At 44.9% G+C, this 16,438-nt stretch carries 13 protein-coding genes; all 13 read left to right on the top strand.

Going from position 1 to position 16,438, the window contains the following annotated elements; translation table 11 throughout:
- Positions 1–215 precede the first annotated feature (215 nt).
- The 13 genes from pnp (at position 216) to CVD23_RS02115 (ending at position 16,244) form a co-directional block, all read left to right on the top strand.
- Positions 216–2,327 carry a polyribonucleotide nucleotidyltransferase gene (gene pnp, locus CVD23_RS02175; RefSeq protein WP_101665044.1) on the top strand — a complete coding sequence of 704 codons (2,112 nt, stop codon included), beginning with the start codon at positions 216–218 and terminating at the stop codon, positions 2,325–2,327.
- 119 nt (positions 2,328–2,446) lie between these two features.
- Entirely contained in the window at positions 2,447–3,397 is a 951-nt protein-coding gene (locus CVD23_RS02170) for a polysaccharide deacetylase family protein (protein ID WP_101665043.1), read from the top strand.
- Positions 3,398–3,576: 179 nt separating this feature from the next.
- Positions 3,577–4,815 carry a M16 family metallopeptidase gene (locus CVD23_RS02165; RefSeq protein ID WP_101576689.1) on the top strand — a complete coding sequence of 413 codons (1,239 nt, stop codon included), beginning with the start codon at positions 3,577–3,579 and terminating at the stop codon, positions 4,813–4,815.
- Positions 4,816–4,943: 128 nt separating this feature from the next.
- The gene (locus tag CVD23_RS02160) at positions 4,944–5,195 is read left to right on the top strand and encodes a YlmC/YmxH family sporulation protein (RefSeq protein ID WP_101576691.1); all 252 of its coding nucleotides are present in this window, start codon (positions 4,944–4,946) and stop codon (positions 5,193–5,195) included.
- Positions 5,196–5,509: 314 nt separating this feature from the next.
- A complete protein-coding gene (gene dpaA / locus CVD23_RS02155) occupies positions 5,510–6,412 on the top strand; it encodes a dipicolinic acid synthetase subunit A (protein ID WP_101576693.1) in 903 nt (300 codons plus the stop codon).
- Positions 6,409–7,008 carry a dipicolinate synthase subunit B gene (dpaB, locus tag CVD23_RS02150; protein ID WP_101576695.1) on the top strand — a complete coding sequence of 200 codons (600 nt, stop codon included), beginning with the start codon at positions 6,409–6,411 and terminating at the stop codon, positions 7,006–7,008. The genes dpaA and dpaB overlap by 4 nt, the downstream gene beginning before the upstream one ends.
- Before the next feature lie 186 nt (positions 7,009–7,194).
- Positions 7,195–8,253, top strand: a complete 1,059-nt coding sequence (asd, locus tag CVD23_RS02145) for an aspartate-semialdehyde dehydrogenase (RefSeq protein ID WP_101576697.1) — start codon at positions 7,195–7,197, stop codon at positions 8,251–8,253.
- Between the two features lie 173 nt (positions 8,254–8,426).
- The gene (gene dapG, locus CVD23_RS02140) at positions 8,427–9,671 is read left to right on the top strand and encodes an aspartate kinase (protein WP_101576699.1); all 1,245 of its coding nucleotides are present in this window, start codon (positions 8,427–8,429) and stop codon (positions 9,669–9,671) included.
- A gap of 21 nt (positions 9,672–9,692) precedes the next feature.
- Positions 9,693–10,565, top strand: a complete 873-nt coding sequence (gene dapA / locus CVD23_RS02135; RefSeq protein WP_101576702.1) for a 4-hydroxy-tetrahydrodipicolinate synthase — start codon at positions 9,693–9,695, stop codon at positions 10,563–10,565.
- 448 nt (positions 10,566–11,013) lie between these two features.
- Positions 11,014–12,681 (top strand): ribonuclease J, encoded by a 1,668-nt coding sequence (locus CVD23_RS02130; protein ID WP_219619905.1) that lies wholly within the window; start codon positions 11,014–11,016, stop codon positions 12,679–12,681.
- 127 nt (positions 12,682–12,808) lie between these two features.
- Positions 12,809–13,561 carry a ClpP family protease gene (locus CVD23_RS02125; protein WP_101665042.1) on the top strand — a complete coding sequence of 251 codons (753 nt, stop codon included), beginning with the start codon at positions 12,809–12,811 and terminating at the stop codon, positions 13,559–13,561.
- The gene (locus CVD23_RS02120; RefSeq protein ID WP_101576708.1) at positions 13,558–13,767 is read left to right on the top strand and encodes a YlzJ-like family protein; all 210 of its coding nucleotides are present in this window, start codon (positions 13,558–13,560) and stop codon (positions 13,765–13,767) included. The genes CVD23_RS02125 and CVD23_RS02120 overlap by 4 nt, the downstream gene beginning before the upstream one ends.
- Before the next feature lie 143 nt (positions 13,768–13,910).
- A complete protein-coding gene (locus CVD23_RS02115; RefSeq protein WP_101665041.1) occupies positions 13,911–16,244 on the top strand; it encodes a DNA translocase FtsK in 2,334 nt (777 codons plus the stop codon).
- Positions 16,245–16,438: the final 194 nt, after the last annotated feature.

Raw genomic sequence — 16,438 nt, 5'->3', positions numbered from 1 at the left:
TTCATTAAAGCAATACATACTATTGGCTATGGCTTCAGAAAATATTTGAAAATAAGCTGAAAATCATATAAGTTGCGGCATTTTTGTACATACTATTATTAATTTGTCATAAGAGCATTTATATGCTTTTCTATAGAAGAACAGAAGTTAACAGAAAATTATTTTTTCTCGCTTAACTCTGAAGCGTGATGGATGCAGAGAGGAGTTTGAAACGAATGGAACAAAATAAACAAGTCTATTCGATAGATTGGGCTGGCCGCCAATTAATGGTTGAAATCGGCCAACTGGCAAAACAGGCAAACGGGGCAGTGTTGGTGCGTTATGGAGACACGGTTGTACTCAGCACAGCAACAGCTTCAAAAGAACCAAAAAACTTGGATTTCTTTCCACTGACAGTTAATTATGAAGAACGGTTATATGCGGTAGGAAAAATTCCCGGCGGATTTATTAAAAGGGAAGGCCGCCCGAGTGAAAAGGCGATTCTTGCCAGCCGGTTGATCGACCGGCCGATTCGGCCTCTTTTTGCGGATGGTTTCCGTAATGAAGTCCAGGTAGTCAGCATGGTTATGAGTGTTGACCAGGACTGTTCCTCTGAGATGGCAGCGATGTTTGGTTCATCATTGTCTTTGTCAATTTCGGACATTCCATTCGGTGGACCGATTGCCGGAGTCAACGTCGGCCGTGTCGACGGAGAATTTTTGATTAATCCGACAGTCGAGCAAGCTGAAAAAAGCGATATACATTTGGTCGTAGCCGGAACGAGAGATGCCATCAATATGGTTGAAGCAGGTGCTGATGAGGTTCCTGAAGAAACAATGCTCGAAGCGATCATGTTCGGCCACGAGGAAATTAAGCGTTTAGTCGCTTTCCAGGAAAAAATCGCGGCTGAAGTTGGCAAAGCAAAAATGGAAGTCATCCTTTACCAAATTGATAAAGATATCGAAGCCGAAGTGCGCGGATTATGTGAGCAGGATATGATCAAAGCGATCCAGGTTCAGGAAAAGCATGCCCGCGAAGACGCGATTAAAGCAGTGAAAAATAACGTTCTCGAAAAATTTGTGGAACAGGAAGCAGACGATGATACGATCAAGCAGGTCAAAAAGGTTTTGGACAAGCTTGTTAAAGGTGAAGTGCGCCGCCTGATTACAGAAGAGAAAGTGCGTCCGGATGGCCGCGGTGTTGATGAGATTCGTCCACTTTCGTCCGAGGTAGGCATTTTGCCGAGGACGCATGGCTCAGGTCTTTTTACACGCGGACAAACGCAAGCGCTAAGTATCTGTACTTTGGGTGCTTTAGGTGACGTTCAAATTCTTGACGGATTAGGAATCGAAGAAGAAAAACGGTTTATGCACCATTATAATTTTCCTAACTTCAGCGTCGGGGAAACAGGTCCAATGAGAGGACCGGGTCGGCGTGAGATCGGACATGGTGCTTTAGGCGAGCGCGCACTGGAACCGGTTATCCCGCCTGAAAAGGACTTTCCGTATACGGTCCGTCTCGTATCAGAAGTTCTTGAATCGAACGGTTCAACTTCGCAGGCGAGCATTTGTGCAAGCACACTCGCGATGATGGATGCTGGTGTACCGATCAAGGCACCTGTTGCCGGTATTGCGATGGGCCTTGTTAAAACAGGTGAACATTACACGATTTTAACCGATATTCAAGGAATGGAAGACCATTTGGGAGATATGGACTTTAAAGTAGCTGGTACGGCCAGTGGAGTTACAGCTTTGCAAATGGATATTAAAATCGAAGGTTTATCACGCGAGATTTTAGAAGAAGCCCTGCAGCAGGCGAAAAAAGGCCGGATACAGATCCTCGACTCGATGCTGGCAACGATCTCAACACCGAGGGAAGAGCTGTCAACATATGCACCAAAAATCTTAATGATGGCGATTAACCCGGATAAAATTCGCGATGTGATCGGTCCAAGCGGCAAGCAGATCAACAAGATTATTGAAGAAACCGGTGTGAAAATCGACATAGAGCAAGATGGCACGGTCTTTATTTCATCTGTTAACGAAGAAATGAACCAGAAAGCCAAGAAAATCATTGAAGATATTGTTCGTGAAGTAGAAGTCGGGCAAATATATCTCGGCAAAGTAAAGCGGATTGAGAAATTCGGAGCGTTTGTTGAAATTTTTGCCGGAAAAGACGGCCTTGTCCATATTTCCGAGCTTGCTGAGGAGCGGGTTGGAAAAGTGGAAGATGTCGTGGCAATCGGCGATGAGCTTCTTGTCAAAGTGACCGAGATTGACAAGCAGGGCCGTGTCAACTTATCACGTAAAGCAGTATTAAAAGATCAAAAACAAAAAGCAGAGCAATAATAGTTACTCCCCGCGCGAGCGGGGACAGGGAAGAAGCCAGGGACAACCCTGGCTTTTCTTATACAGTGTTCTACCTTGTCCTTCCTTCACATATTTTTTTATGGAAGGAGGAATGTCGGATGAAAAAAACAGGTTTAGTCGTCTTATTTATTGTAATTGCGTTTATATTGGTTAATAACCAAACGATAGATCATTACATTACCGTATTAAAAACAGAGACCCTTTCTGTCGGGAAGCAGAAAAGCCTTTTACGTGAAGAGATAGAACGGAAAGCCCAAGAGTATGAAATCCCTCCTGTCGACGCTAAAATAGACCGGGTTTGGAAAGCGATCCCGGGCTATAACGGACTGAAGGTGGATGTGGAAGCCTCTTACAACAAAATGAAGGGAACCGGGAAATTTGCCGGAAAAGACATTGTTTTTCAACAAACAAGCCCGGCAGTCCATTTGAGTGATCTCCCTGCAGCTCCCATCTATAAAGGCAATCCCGAAAAGCCGATGGCTGCGTTTATCATTAATGTTGCATGGGGAAATGAATACATACCGGATATGCTTGCCACCTTAAAGAAGCGTCACGTTTCAGCGAGCTTTTTTCTGGAAGGAAGATGGGCAAAGCAAAATCCGGAACTGGTAAAAATGATTGCGGCCGCAGGCCATGAAATTGGCAATCATTCGTATTCGCACCCGAATATGGAGCGGCTTGGAACGGCAAAAATTCATGAAGAAATAAAAAAGACGAATGAAGTGATTGAAGCTACTACCGGGATAAATCCGATCTGGTTTGCGCCGCCAAGCGGCAGCTACCGGGATCAGGTTGTCCAGATTGCCGCGGCGATGAAACTAGGAACGGTTATGTGGAGCGTCGATACAATTGATTGGCAGAAGCCTGCACCTCACGTGTTGATCCAGCGCGTTGTTACAAAGGTGCATAATGGGGCGTTAATCCTTATGCACCCGACCGACTCCACTGCAAAAGCACTTGATCAGTTGATCATGCAAATCAACGAGAAGGATATTGAGCTGGGGACGGTTTCTGAAGCCTTAAGTGAAAAAAGATTATTGAAGAAGTGAGAAAATTTCACAACGTAAAGCTAAACCGAAAAACGAATGCAGTTGTCTAAATAAACTGACGAAATACAATTATTAACTGAAATATAAACTTCTTTTTGGAAAAAATAACAACAATAAGCTATACTTACTAAATGCAGTCATACTTGCAGCCGGTCGTTCCAGAACAGGAGGAATTAATTTTGATTAAGAAATATACTTGCCAGAACGGTGTTCGAGTTGTCCTTGAAAATATACCGACCGTCCGTTCCGTCGCAATCGGCGTTTGGATTGGAACAGGATCACGCAATGAGGTACCTGAAATTAACGGCGTTTCGCATTTTTTGGAGCATATGTTCTTTAAAGGAACAACAACGAGAACAGCCCGGGAAATCGCTGAATCTTTTGATAGCATTGGCGGCCAGGTAAATGCCTTCACATCGAAGGAATATACATGTTATTATGCAAAGGTTTTAGATACTCACTCCCAATTTGCCCTTGAAGTTCTTTCGGATATGTTTTTTAATTCGACATTTGTCGAAGACGAATTAGATAAGGAAAAAAACGTCGTTTTTGAAGAAATAAAAATGTATGAAGATACGCCTGATGACATCGTCCATGATCTGTTGAGCAAAGCGATTTTTGAAAAGCATTCCCTTGGTTATCCTATCCTTGGCACTGAAGAAACGCTTCAGTCCTTTACTGGAAATACACTTAGAGAATATATGCATAACACATACACACCGGAAAATGTTGTCGTTTCTATTGCAGGAAACATTTCTGAGTCCTTTATAAAAGAAGTGGAGAAATATTTCGGCAGCTATGAAGGCGGGCAACAACTGGCTTTGGACGAAACGCCCGTATTCCATACAAACCATGTAACCCGAAAGAAAGAAACCGAACAAGCCCATCTATGTGTCGGCTTTGAAGGCTTGAAGGTTGGCCATGACGACATGTACAGCTTGATTGTTTTAAACAATATCCTTGGGGGCAGCATGAGCAGCCGCTTGTTCCAGGAAGTGCGTGAACAGCGGGGACTCGCTTATTCAGTCTTCTCTTATCACTCGGCCTACCAGGACAGTGGAATCGTAACGATTTACGCCGGGACCGGGGCGAAACAGCTTGATGTGTTATCTGCAACAATCCAGGAAACATTAAGCAAACTTAAAGCTGAGGGTATTACCGATAGAGAATTGAATAACAGCAAAGAGCAGCTAAAAGGAAGCTTAATGCTCAGTCTCGAAAGCACGAACAGCCGGATGAGCAGAAACGGGAAAAATGAATTGCTGCTTGGCCGCCATCGCTCCCTGGATGAAATTGTTGAACAAATTGATCAAGTCAGCAAGCAGGGCGTGGATGAAATGGCCAAAAACATCTTTACGGATGATTATTCAATTGCTTTGATCAGCCCTGATGGAGAGCTGCCAAAGCTTCCTGCATAATGACTTTAAATACAGCCTGCCAAATATGGTATGGCTTTTTTTGTTTTAATTTAAGGACATTCCCCTAGTCTAAATCAGCGGTTTGGACGATACATATGTAAAAAATACTTTTTTGCGGGGGATTATACATGAAGCTGAGTGAATTGAGCGGCAAAGAGATTGTTGATGCAAAGCGTGCTGAAAGGCTTGGTGTCCTCGGGCAAACCGATCTGGAAATCAATGAAGCAACCGGACAAATAGAAGCATTGATTATTCCGACCGGGAAATGGTTTGGATTGCGGAAGCAGGGCGGGGAAGTCCGTGTTTCCTGGCGTCACATAAAAAAAATCGGAAATGACATGATAATTATCGATGTTCCCGAAGAGGATCAAAAACTGTAAACCGGCGCTTCTTAGGCCGGTTTTTTTATATTTGCCGAAATGGTGATTTGCACAACTCTCCGCGCACTCGCAGCTATAAAGTGAAGTCCTCCTTTTTGCAGGAAAACTCACCGATTCCCTGTTTCTATCATAATATGTTGGAGTAGTTCAAAACCAAAAACTTTATCATAACACCCGTAGCTATGACGAACGGGATTTTAACCAGTAGGTTGACGGTCGTTCTGGTCGGAAACGATTAGCGATTTTAAAAGCTATGCTGATGATCCCGGTAACATGAGAAAAGTTTCATTCCATATAAGAAGGTGATTGTATTCATGCTGACAGGAATGCAGATCGCAGTTATTGGCGGTGATGCCAGGCAGCTTGAGATTATCCGCAAGTTAACAGAACTGGATGCGAAGCTTTCATTAGTCGGATTTGAACAACTGGACCATGCCTTTACCGGAGCTATTAAGGAAAAAATGGAGGAAGTCGATTTTACAGCAATCGACTCGATTATTTTGCCTGTTCCCGGAACGAGCCTAGACGGCCAGATTGAGACGATTTTTTCCAATGAGAAAGTGTTCATAACAAAAGAAATACTCTCAAAGACCCCGGCCCATTGCACGATCTATTCTGGAATCACGAATTCCTACTTAAATGAAATTACGAAGCAGGCCAACAGGCGCCTTGTCCAGCTTTTTGAACGGGATGATGTTGCAATTTACAATTCGATTCCGACCGTCGAAGGAACAATTATGATGGCGATCCAGCACACCGATTTTACCATTCACGGTTCAACGGTCGTTATTCTGGGATTAGGAAGAGTTGGGATGAGCGTGGCACGAACCTTTCATGCAATGGGGGCTAAGGTAGCCGTTGGAGCGAGAAAGAGCGAACATATCGCACGGATCACCGAAATGGGCTTAACCGCGTTCCACCTTGATGATATCAGTAATATCGTCACCGATGTCGATATTTGCATTAACACTATTCCATATTTAGTTGTCAGTGCATCAGTTATTTCAAAAATGCCCGTCCATACGCTGATTATTGATCTCGCCTCAAAACCAGGAGGAACAGATTTCCGCTATGCGGAAAAACGAGGAATTAAAGCGCTGCTGGCACCGGGTCTACCCGGAATTGTCGCCCCAAAAACGGCAGGGCAAATTTTAGCTAACGTTCTTTCTCAGCTGCTTGGTGAATTTTTACTAAATCGAAAGGAGAAAGAAGTATGAGTTTAAAAGGAAAAAGAATCGGCTTTGGGTTAACAGGTTCACATTGCACATACGACGCCGTGTTTCCGGAAATTGAGAAACTTGTTAATCTGGGAGCTGAAGTGATTCCGGTCGTTACTTTCACCGTAAAAAATACGGAAACCCGGTTTGGAAGCGGGGAAGACTGGGTGCAAAGAATTGAAAATCTGACAGGCCAAGCTATTATCGATTCAATTGTTAAAGCTGAGCCGCTCGGCCCTAAACTGCCGCTTGATTGTATGGTTATTGCCCCGTTAACCGGCAATTCAATGAGCAAGTTCGCCAATGCGATGACGGATTCCCCCGTCCTGATGGCTGCAAAAGCGACACTAAGGAACGGTAATCCTGTTGTACTGGGTATTTCAACAAACGATGCCCTCGGATTAAACGGGGTCAACCTGATGAGATTGATGGCAACGAAAAATATTTATTTTATTCCGTTTGGCCAGGACGATCCCGTGAAAAAACCGAATTCGATGGTGGCGCGAATGACGATGCTTGAAGAAACAATTGTTGCGGCAGTGAACGGTACCCAACTCCAGCCTGTTATAGTAGAAAGATATAAAGATGCCAATTAACAGAACCCTTTTCCGGAACTTGAGGCAAAAAGTTTATTCCTTTAATGAACGAATATGTTAAAATAAATGATATTATGGGGATGGAGTATCGGTGTTGCACACCAAATTGCTTACATTCCCAAAACTTCTCATATTTTTTTATTATAAGATAAAACTGCTGATTTTATACCGGAAGGGGAATTATAGATGGGACAGACTCATGGATTGCATATTGCTGTGGTCGGAGCAACAGGCGCTGTCGGCCAGCAAATGATTAAAACTTTAGAAAATCGCAAATTTCCGATTTCAAAAATAAGCTTGCTATCTTCACCGCGATCTGCCGGCTCAAAGGTTATATTTAACGGTGAGGAAGTGATCGTCCAGGAAGCGAAGCCTGAAAGCTTTGAAGGGGTGGACATCGCCTTGTTCAGCGCCGGTGGAAGTGTTTCAAAACAGCTCGCTCCTGAAGCAGCCAAAAGGGGCGCAATTGTTATCGATAATACGAGTGCTTTTCGCATGGATCCAAATGTTCCACTCGTAGTTCCAGAGGTAAATGAAGATGACCTGCACCAGCATAACGGAATCATTGCCAACCCAAATTGCTCAACGATTCAGATGGTTGTTGCACTCGAACCGGTTCGCCAAAAATACGGCTTAAAGAAAGTGATCGTCTCCACATATCAGGCCGTGTCAGGTTCAGGCGCTGCTGCTGTCGAGGAACTCTATGAACAAACGCGCGCGATTATTAACAATGAACCATTTGAACCAAAACTTTTACCGGTAAAATCAGATAAAAAGCATTACCAGATTGCATTTAACGCGATTCCGCAAATCGATACATTCCAGGACAACGGCTTTACTTACGAAGAAATGAAAATGATCAACGAAACAAAGAAAATCATGCATTTGCCTGAGCTCCAGGTTGCCGCAACTTGTGTCCGCCTGCCCGTTGCCACCGGTCATTCCGAGTCGGTGTATATCGAGGTGGAAAACAGCGGTTTAACTGCGGAAGAATTAAAGGCCATACTTAAAGAAGCACCTGGCATTACGCTTCAGGATGATCCGGACAATCAAATCTATCCTATGCCCGCTGACTGCGTCGGCAAAAATGATGTCTTTGTCGGACGCATTCGCCAGGATCTTGACGAAACAAACGGTTTCCACCTCTGGGTTGTTTCCGATAACCTATTAAAAGGTGCGGCATGGAATTCTGTCCAGATTGCCGAAAGCTTAATCAAGCTTGGACTTGTTAAAGAGGTCAAGTAATCTCATTATCTAAGAAATGCGCAAGCGCCTTGGTCAGCCCCGACAAGCGCTGGAGGGCCTGTCGGTGAAGTTGCTCTATGACTTCATCGGCAGGACTGAAGTGACTCGAGGGGCTAGGCGCTGGAGCTGGACAAAAAAGAAGAATGAGTCAGATAAATTTTAGAGGTGTTACGATGAAGATAATCGTTCAAAAATTTGGAGGCACTTCTGTCAGGGATAAACAAAGCCGGGAAAGCGCAATCCGGCATATTAAAAAAGCCATTTCAGACGGATATAAGGCGGTTGTAGTCGTGTCTGCCATGGGCAGGAGCGGGGACCCTTATGCAACCGATACGCTTTTGTCATTAATTTCCGGAAATGCGAGCAAAGTCAGTAAACGGGAGCAAGACCTGCTTTTATCCGTCGGTGAAACGATTTCAAGTGTCGTGTTTACCAATATGCTGATCGAAAACGGCATAAAGGCAGTTGCGTTAACCGGGGCGCAGGCAGGCTTCAGAACAAACAATGACCATACAAGCGCAAAAATTGTTGAAATGAAATGCGACAGGCTTATAAAAGAGCTTGAACTTCATGATGCCGTTGTCGTCGCAGGATTCCAGGGCTCTGCGAAAAATGGTGACATCACAACAATCGGCCGCGGCGGAAGCGATACATCCGCAGCAGCATTGGGGTCTGCTCTTGAGGCGGAGTGGATTGATATTTTTACGGATGTAGAAGGGATTATGACGGCAGACCCACGGATTGCCGCAAATGCACGGCCGTTATCTGTCGTAACATACAATGAGGTCTGCAATATGGCCTACCAGGGGGCAAAGGTGATTCACCCGCGCGCTGTTGAGATTGCGATGCAGGCGAAAGTGCCGATCCGGATCCGCTCCACCTACACCGATAATCCCGGAACGCTTGTGACGTCGATTAACAAACAGAACAGAGGCAGTGATATTAAGGAGCGCCCTGTCACAGGCATTGCCCATGTTTCAAATGTTACACAAATTAAAGTGTATGCCAAAAAAAATCAGTACAATTTACAGGCTGAAGTTTTCAAAGCGATGGCAAATGAAAAGATCAGCGTCGATTTAATCAATATATCACCAAACGGTGTCGTCTATACTGTTACAGATGAAGTGACCGACCATGCAATCAATGTGCTGGAAAACCTCGGCCATGAGCCTGCTGTCGAGCGGAACTGTGCAAAGGTGTCCGTTGTTGGCGCAGGAATGGCAGGAGTTCCCGGGGTTGCTGCGAAAATTGTTACGGCCCTATCAGAAAAAGGGATTAGAATTTTACAATCTGCTGACAGCCATACAACCATTTGGGTCCTGGTTAAGCAAGAAGACCTTGTAAATGCAGTAAACGCTCTCCATGATGCTTTTCAACTTGAATCCGAAGCATTGGAGTTTGAAAGAACAGATATATAAGAGGTATGAAGGAGTGGAATTATGGTTCTTTTCGGCAGAGTTTCAACGGCTATGGTAACGCCTTTTGATAAAAAAGGGCATGTTGATTTTGCAAAAACGACCCAGCTCGTCAATTATTTAATTGATCACGGGACCGAATCGCTTGTTGTTGCAGGGACAACCGGTGAATCGCCGACCCTTTCTAAAGAGGAAAAGCTGGCTCTTTTCCAGCATGTTGTCAAAGCGGTCGATAAAAGAATTCCGGTGATTGCCGGAACTGGCAGCAATGATACTTATGCATCCATTGAATTAACAAAAAAAGCGGAACAGCTCGGTGTCGACGCTATTATGGTTGTTGCCCCATATTACAATAAACCCAACCAGGAAGGGCTTTATCAGCATTTCAAAGCGATTGCCGAGAGCACAAAGCTTCCGGTTATGGTCTATAATATTCCCGGCAGAGCTTCAGTCAATATTGCGCCGGAAACGGTCGTTCGCCTGTCGCAAATTGCGAATATCGCCGCTGTGAAGGAAGCAAGCGGAGATCTAAATGCGATGACCCATATCATTGCGAATACGGACGATGACTTTTTGCTTTACAGCGGCGACGACGGCTTGACGCTTCCTGTCCTGGCAATTGGCGGTGCAGGCGTTGTCTCTGTTGCATCTCATGTGATCGGTAATGAAATGCAGGAGATGGTCCGTGCTCACTTTTCTGGAAATTTTGCTCAAGCAGCAAAGCTTCATCAAACGATCCTGCCCGTTATGCAAGGATTATTTACATCGCCAAGCCCAGTGCCTGTAAAAACGGCGCTCCAGCTCGAAGGGCTTGACGTTGGTTCTGTCCGCTTGCCGCTCGTCCCGCTTTCGGAACAAGAACGGACGACATTAGCAAACCTATTAAAGACAATTTAAAGCAATATAACACGCAAAACAGCCTAGCCAATGGAATTGGCATGGCTGTTTTTTTGGAGTACGAATGTGTAATAACCTGCTTGTTTTTTGAATTCTGATCAAATTTTTAAAATATATCGTCGACTTCCCCGTTTTCATCGTCAACATTTAAAATATATCGTCAACTTCCCCGTTCTTATCGTCGACTATTAACTATATCGTCAACATCCCCGTTCTTATCGTCGACTTCCCCGTTTTCATCGTCAACATTTTAAAAATATCGTCAACTTTCACGGATTTATCGTCAACTTTACTTAATATCGATTATTTTACATGGTTCGACGATATTCGCATTCGTCTGGAGAAGGCGAGCCAACAATATGGTTGTAAACAATTTCTGTCATCAAGTATAATTGTTGTAACTGATTTTTTGATCGGCGAAAACAACATAGGAGGAACTTACGTGAGTATGACAAGAAATGAAAGTATTAAGCTGATTGCCCTGGGGGGAGTAGGCGAGATGGGCAAAAATATGTACGTCGCAGAGGTGGATGACGACATATTTGTCATTGACGCAGGCTTGATGTTCCCGGAGAATGAAATGCTTGGAATCGATATTGTGATTCCTGATTTTTCATATTTACTGGAAAACAAATCAAGAGTGAAGGCGATTTTGCTGACTCATGGCCATGAGGACCATATTGGCGCCTTGACATATGTACTGCGCAATCTCGATGTACCTGTGTACGGAACAAAGCTTACCATCGCCTTGGCACAGGCAAAACTTAGAGAGCAAGAATTTAACGGAACAGCAGACTTTAGAGAAATCAATTCCGATTCCCGTCTAAACTTTGACCGGGCGGCGGTGACCTTTTTCAGGACAAACCACAGCATTCCTGACTCAGTCGGAATTTGCATCGATACTTCCGATGGCGCTATCGTTTTTACTGGCGATTTTAAATTTGATCAGGCAGCAACCGATCTATATAAACCGGAAATCGGCAGAATGGCCAGTATTGGTGAAAAAGGGGTTTTATGTTTGCTGTCCGACAGTACCGAAGCAGAAAGGCCTGGTTACACCATTTCTGAGTCCGTTGTAACCAAGGAAATGTCCACGGCATTCTATAATGCTCCAGGCCGGATTATTGCGGCATGCTTTGCCTCTGACTTAAACCGTATTCAGCATATCTTTAATGCGGCAGCCGAAAACGGCCGAAAGGTAGCAGTTGTCGGGAAAAGCCTGCAGCGTGTCTATGACATTGCCCTGCAACTGGGCTATATTGAGGTTGATGAAGGTTTAATTATTCCAATCGGCGCCATCGATCAATATGCGGATAAAGACGTCGTTGTTTTGACTACGGGAGAGCAGGGGGAACCGATCGAGGCTTTGCAAAAAATGGCCAAGCAAGACCATAAACAGGTAAATATCCAGAATGGTGATACCGTGATTTTTGCAGCGTCTCCTTTGAAAGGAAGCGAACTGTTTATTCATAAAACGATTGATATGCTGTACCGCGCCGGAGCGCACGTCGTGTCCGGAAAATCGATCACTCAGGTTCCGAGCCATGGCAGCCAGGAAGAACTTAAATTTATGATTAATTTAATGAAACCGAAATATTTCATTCCTGTTCATGGCGAATACCGGATGCTAAAAGCCCACGCCCGGGTTGCCAAAGAATGCGGGATTCCGGATGATCACACAATTATCGCTGAAAAAGGGGATGTATTCGAGATTAAACAAGGCCAGTTGAAAGCGGGCGGCCGCGTTACAGCCGGAAACGTATTAATTGATGGCAGCGGTGTCGGCGATGTTGGCAATATCGTCCTTCGTGACCGGAGGCTTTTATCCCAGGACGGTATCCTGCTTGTTGTGGTGACATTAAGCAAAGGTACACGAAAAATTGTTGCAGGGCCTGAAATCATCTCACGCGGGTTTGTCTACGTGCGCGAATCGGAAAAGTTGATGGAAGACTCAACAGATTTAGTCCGCCAGATTGTCGAAAAAAATATCTCGAAATCTTCCTTCGATTGGACAAGTTTAAAACAAGATATGAGAGATTCACTAAATCAATATTTATATGAGAAAACAAAACGGAGACCGATGATTTTGCCGATCATCATGGAAGTCTACAGTTGAAAACAGGTATGGCCATCTGGCCGTACCTGTTTTTTTGCCTTTGACCGGATTATTTTTTATAACCATAGAATGAAAACTCTGCCAAAGATCATACTAACAGTATTATTTCTTGAAGGGAGAACAGGATATGGATCAAGAAAGGTTTCAAACAGGCTTTAACAACCAGGATGAGACGGAACAGCAAAATGAAGAAAAGGGCTCGACCTTAATCGAAAAAATACAGGAGCTTGGCCAAACGAATGTGCCGCAGCTGTCACAGGATTCAACGATTCATTGTCTGACGATTGTCGGCCAGATTGAAGGGCATTTGCAGCTTCCGCCACAGAATAAAACAACAAAATACGAGCACATCATTCCGCAAATCGTGGCCATAGAACAAAACCCGAAAATAGAAGGACTTCTTGTCATCCTTAACACAGTAGGCGGGGATGTCGAGGCTGGCCTGGCTATTTCCGAAATGCTTGCATCACTCTCGAAGCCAACAGTTTCAATTGTCTTGGGTGGCGGGCATTCTATCGGTGTTCCAATTGCCGTGTCATGTGATTATTCGTTAATTGCCGAGACTGCGACAATGACGATTCACCCGATTCGCCTTACAGGTCTTGTGATCGGGGTTCCGCAAACGTTTGAATACTTGGATAAAATGCAGGACAGGGTGGTGAAATTTGTAACCAGACACTCGAAAGTGAGTGAACAAACCTTTAAAGATTTAATGTTTGAAAAAGGCAATTTAACAAGGGACATCGGAACAAATGTTGTCGGCTCAGAAGCAGTTGAACATGGCTTGATTGATGAAGTAGGCGGAATCGGCCAGGCGATGGGAAAGCTTAATGAATTAATCGAGTTAAAAAGGGCAAGAAATGCGGCGATCATTCAATGATCCTCTATACGATGATGCCTGAAGAGCTGATATTTCCTGCTGAGGGGGACGTCTACAGTAAGCAAAAATTGATTAACTTGGACGGGATCCCGCTTATGGTGGAATTGGATGACGACCAGTCCTACCGGGTAATCCGTGTTTTAAGCAGCGATCCCCAGCACTTTATGGATTCGCGGTGCACACCGGGCGCAAAAATTTCTTTTTGATAATTTCTGGCTGCCTTATGTTTGGACTGGGTATATGGTATAATAATGACAACTCGTTAAGAAGCAGCCAGCTTGGGCTGCTTTCTTAGTTGTCATGGAAGCATGCTATTTGTTTCGACCAGATTAAAACATAAGGTGATAAAATGGCCAAAAGAAAAAGAAGACAGTCAAGAAAAAAAGATCATTTGAAAAGGACGCTGCAATTTGAGCTGTCTGCCCTGATTATTATTGCGCTGGCCGCAATTTCGCTTGCTAAGCTTGGGGCAGTCGGTAAGGGAATTGTCCTATTCTTTCGTTTCTTTATGGGAGAATGGTACATATTGAGTTTAATTAGCCTGATTATTTTTGGCGGATATTTAATGTGGAAACGTGAATTTCCGTTTTTATTTTACAGAAGGCTTGTTGGGATATACATCATCATTGGATCCTTGCTGCTTCTAAGCCATGTTACACTCTTTGAGCTAATGTCAAGCGGTGGGAGCTTTACAAACCCGAGTGTGATTTCAAATACATGGGACCTTTTCCGTATGGAAATAAACGAGCAAACGAGCACTACCGACCTGGGCGGCGGCATGATAGGTGCTGTCCTGTTTGCACTCTTCTACTATTTATTTGATGAAGCCGGGACGAAGGTAATTGCCACAGTATTTATTATCATTGGATTTATTTTGCTGACCGGGAAGACATTTGGGGGTAGTGCAGCAAAATTAGGCGGATTTATATGGGAGTTCGGCAAAAAGAATTGGCTCGCTTTTGTTGCTGATATGAAAGATTCAACGACTCGTCGCAGAGAACGAAAAGCAGCAAAAAGATTGCAGCGGATGGAGCAGCGCAATCGTGTACAAGCTGAACAGGATAATCAGGCTGTTACGGCTCACGACGGACCGGAAACGAGGGAAGAACGGCCTTCTGAACCAATCATTTCAAGCTTTGCGGAAAGAGCCTATCCGACGCCGCCAGTAGAAGCGGAAAGCGGCAAATCGGAGCAACGGAATCGATCTGCCGAAGACGATTCTGCACCGCCAATGACGTTTACTGAAGTGGAAAATACTGCCTATGAACTTCCGCCTGTAAGCCTGCTAAAGCACCCGCGCCAAACAGATCAAAGTGGAGAATACGAACTCATCCACGCAAATGCTGCCAAGCTGGAGCGAACTTTCCAAAGCTTTGGGGTGAAAGCGAGGGTAACACAAGTACACCTAGGGCCGGCCGTAACGAAATATGAGGTCCACCCGGATGTTGGTGTGAAGGTAAGCAAAATTGTCAGCCTCAGTGATGATCTTGCGCTTGCCCTTGCTGCTAAAGATATTCGCATCGAGGCACCGATACCTGGTAAATCGGCAATAGGCATCGAAGTGCCGAATTCAGAGGTTGCGATGGTTTCGTTGCGGGAGGTTCTTGAAGCAAGGCAAAATGACAGGCCGGAAGCAAAGCTGATGATTGGCCTGGGCCGGGATATCACCGGCGAAGCCGTTTTGGCGGAGCTTAATAAAATGCCCCATCTGCTTGTCGCCGGGGCAACCGGAAGCGGAAAAAGTGTCTGTATCAACGGAATCATCACGAGTGTGTTAATGCGGGCAAAACCACATGAAGTGAAGCTGATGATGATTGACCCGAAAATGGTCGAGTTAAATGTATATAATGGAATCCCGCATTTACTCGCTCCCGTTGTTACCGATGCAAAAAAGGCTTCCCAGGCTCTAAAAAAAGTTGTCAATGAGATGGAAAGGCGCTACGAGCTCTTTTCCCATACAGGCACTAGAAATATCGAAGGATATAATGACTATGTAAAAAGGCAAAACGCAGAAGAAGAAGCGAGCCAGCCGCTTTTGCCATATATTATCGTCATCGTTGATGAGCTCGCCGATTTAATGATGGTAGCTTCTTCAGATGTTGAGGACGCGATTACTAGGCTGGCACAAATGGCACGGGCCGCAGGCATCCATTTAATAATTGCAACGCAGCGTCCGTCTGTTGATGTCATTACCGGGGTCATCAAGGCGAACATTCCTTCCAGAATTGCTTTCGCTGTATCATCGCAAACCGATTCGCGAACGATCCTTGATATGGGAGGGGCTGAGAAGCTGCTCGGCAGGGGGGACATGCTGTTCCTGCCGGTTGGAGCTTCGAAGCCGGTTCGGGTCCAGGGCGCGTTTTTGTCGGATGAAGAGGTTGAAGATATCGTTGATTTTGTGATTGCCCAGCAAAAAGCCCAATATCAGGAAGAAATGATTCCCGACGATATCCCGGAAAATACCACTGAGGTTGATGATGACCTTTACGAAGAAGCGGTTGAACTGATTGTAGATATGCAAACAGCCTCTGTATCGATGCTGCAAAGACGATTTAGAATCGGTTACACCAGGGCAGCCCGTTTAATTGACGAAATGGAAGCAAGAGGGGTTGTCGGTCCGTATGAAGGAAGTAAGCCTCGGGCCGTACTGATCTCAAAACCGAAAGAAGAAGCAAGCTCATAAGAATGTGACAACTGCCTTGCGGAACAAGCAAACAAGCAAACATCGCGTGGCCTATCTCGGACACAAGCACACATCGCTTGTTTCTATCTTGTAAACAAACCCAAAAGCCGGCTAGTCCGGCTTTTGTTATGTACGCGTGCCCAGCAAGCCGTTAATTGCTAGTTGGTGAAAGTCCAACCCGAGTAAGTGTCAAG

The organism is Bacillus sp. V33-4 (assembly GCF_002860225.1).
In the GTDB taxonomy this organism is placed as follows: domain Bacteria; phylum Bacillota; class Bacilli; order Bacillales; family Cytobacillaceae; genus Bacillus_BJ; species Bacillus_BJ canaveralius.
The sequence above is the reverse complement of the archived record's forward strand: the minus strand, read 5'-3'. Positions and strand labels throughout refer to the sequence as shown.

Coding starts and splice junctions, on each gene's coding strand:
- CVD23_RS02130 (WP_219619905.1), top strand. CDS start 11,014: ATGACAAGAAATGAAAGTATTAAGCTGATTGCCCTGGGGGGAGTAGGC.
- CVD23_RS02115 (WP_101665041.1), top strand. CDS start 13,911: ATGGCCAAAAGAAAAAGAAGACAGTCAAGAAAAAAAGATCATTTGAAA.
- CVD23_RS02125 (WP_101665042.1), top strand. CDS start 12,809: ATGGATCAAGAAAGGTTTCAAACAGGCTTTAACAACCAGGATGAGACG.
- CVD23_RS02120 (WP_101576708.1), top strand. CDS start 13,558: ATGATCCTCTATACGATGATGCCTGAAGAGCTGATATTTCCTGCTGAG.
- dapA (WP_101576702.1), top strand. CDS start 9,693: ATGGTTCTTTTCGGCAGAGTTTCAACGGCTATGGTAACGCCTTTTGAT.
- CVD23_RS02160 (WP_101576691.1), top strand. CDS start 4,944: ATGAAGCTGAGTGAATTGAGCGGCAAAGAGATTGTTGATGCAAAGCGT.
- asd (WP_101576697.1), top strand. CDS start 7,195: ATGGGACAGACTCATGGATTGCATATTGCTGTGGTCGGAGCAACAGGC.
- CVD23_RS02170 (WP_101665043.1), top strand. CDS start 2,447: ATGAAAAAAACAGGTTTAGTCGTCTTATTTATTGTAATTGCGTTTATA.
- dpaB (WP_101576695.1), top strand. CDS start 6,409: ATGAGTTTAAAAGGAAAAAGAATCGGCTTTGGGTTAACAGGTTCACAT.
- dapG (WP_101576699.1), top strand. CDS start 8,427: ATGAAGATAATCGTTCAAAAATTTGGAGGCACTTCTGTCAGGGATAAA.
- dpaA (WP_101576693.1), top strand. CDS start 5,510: ATGCTGACAGGAATGCAGATCGCAGTTATTGGCGGTGATGCCAGGCAG.
- pnp (WP_101665044.1), top strand. CDS start 216: ATGGAACAAAATAAACAAGTCTATTCGATAGATTGGGCTGGCCGCCAA.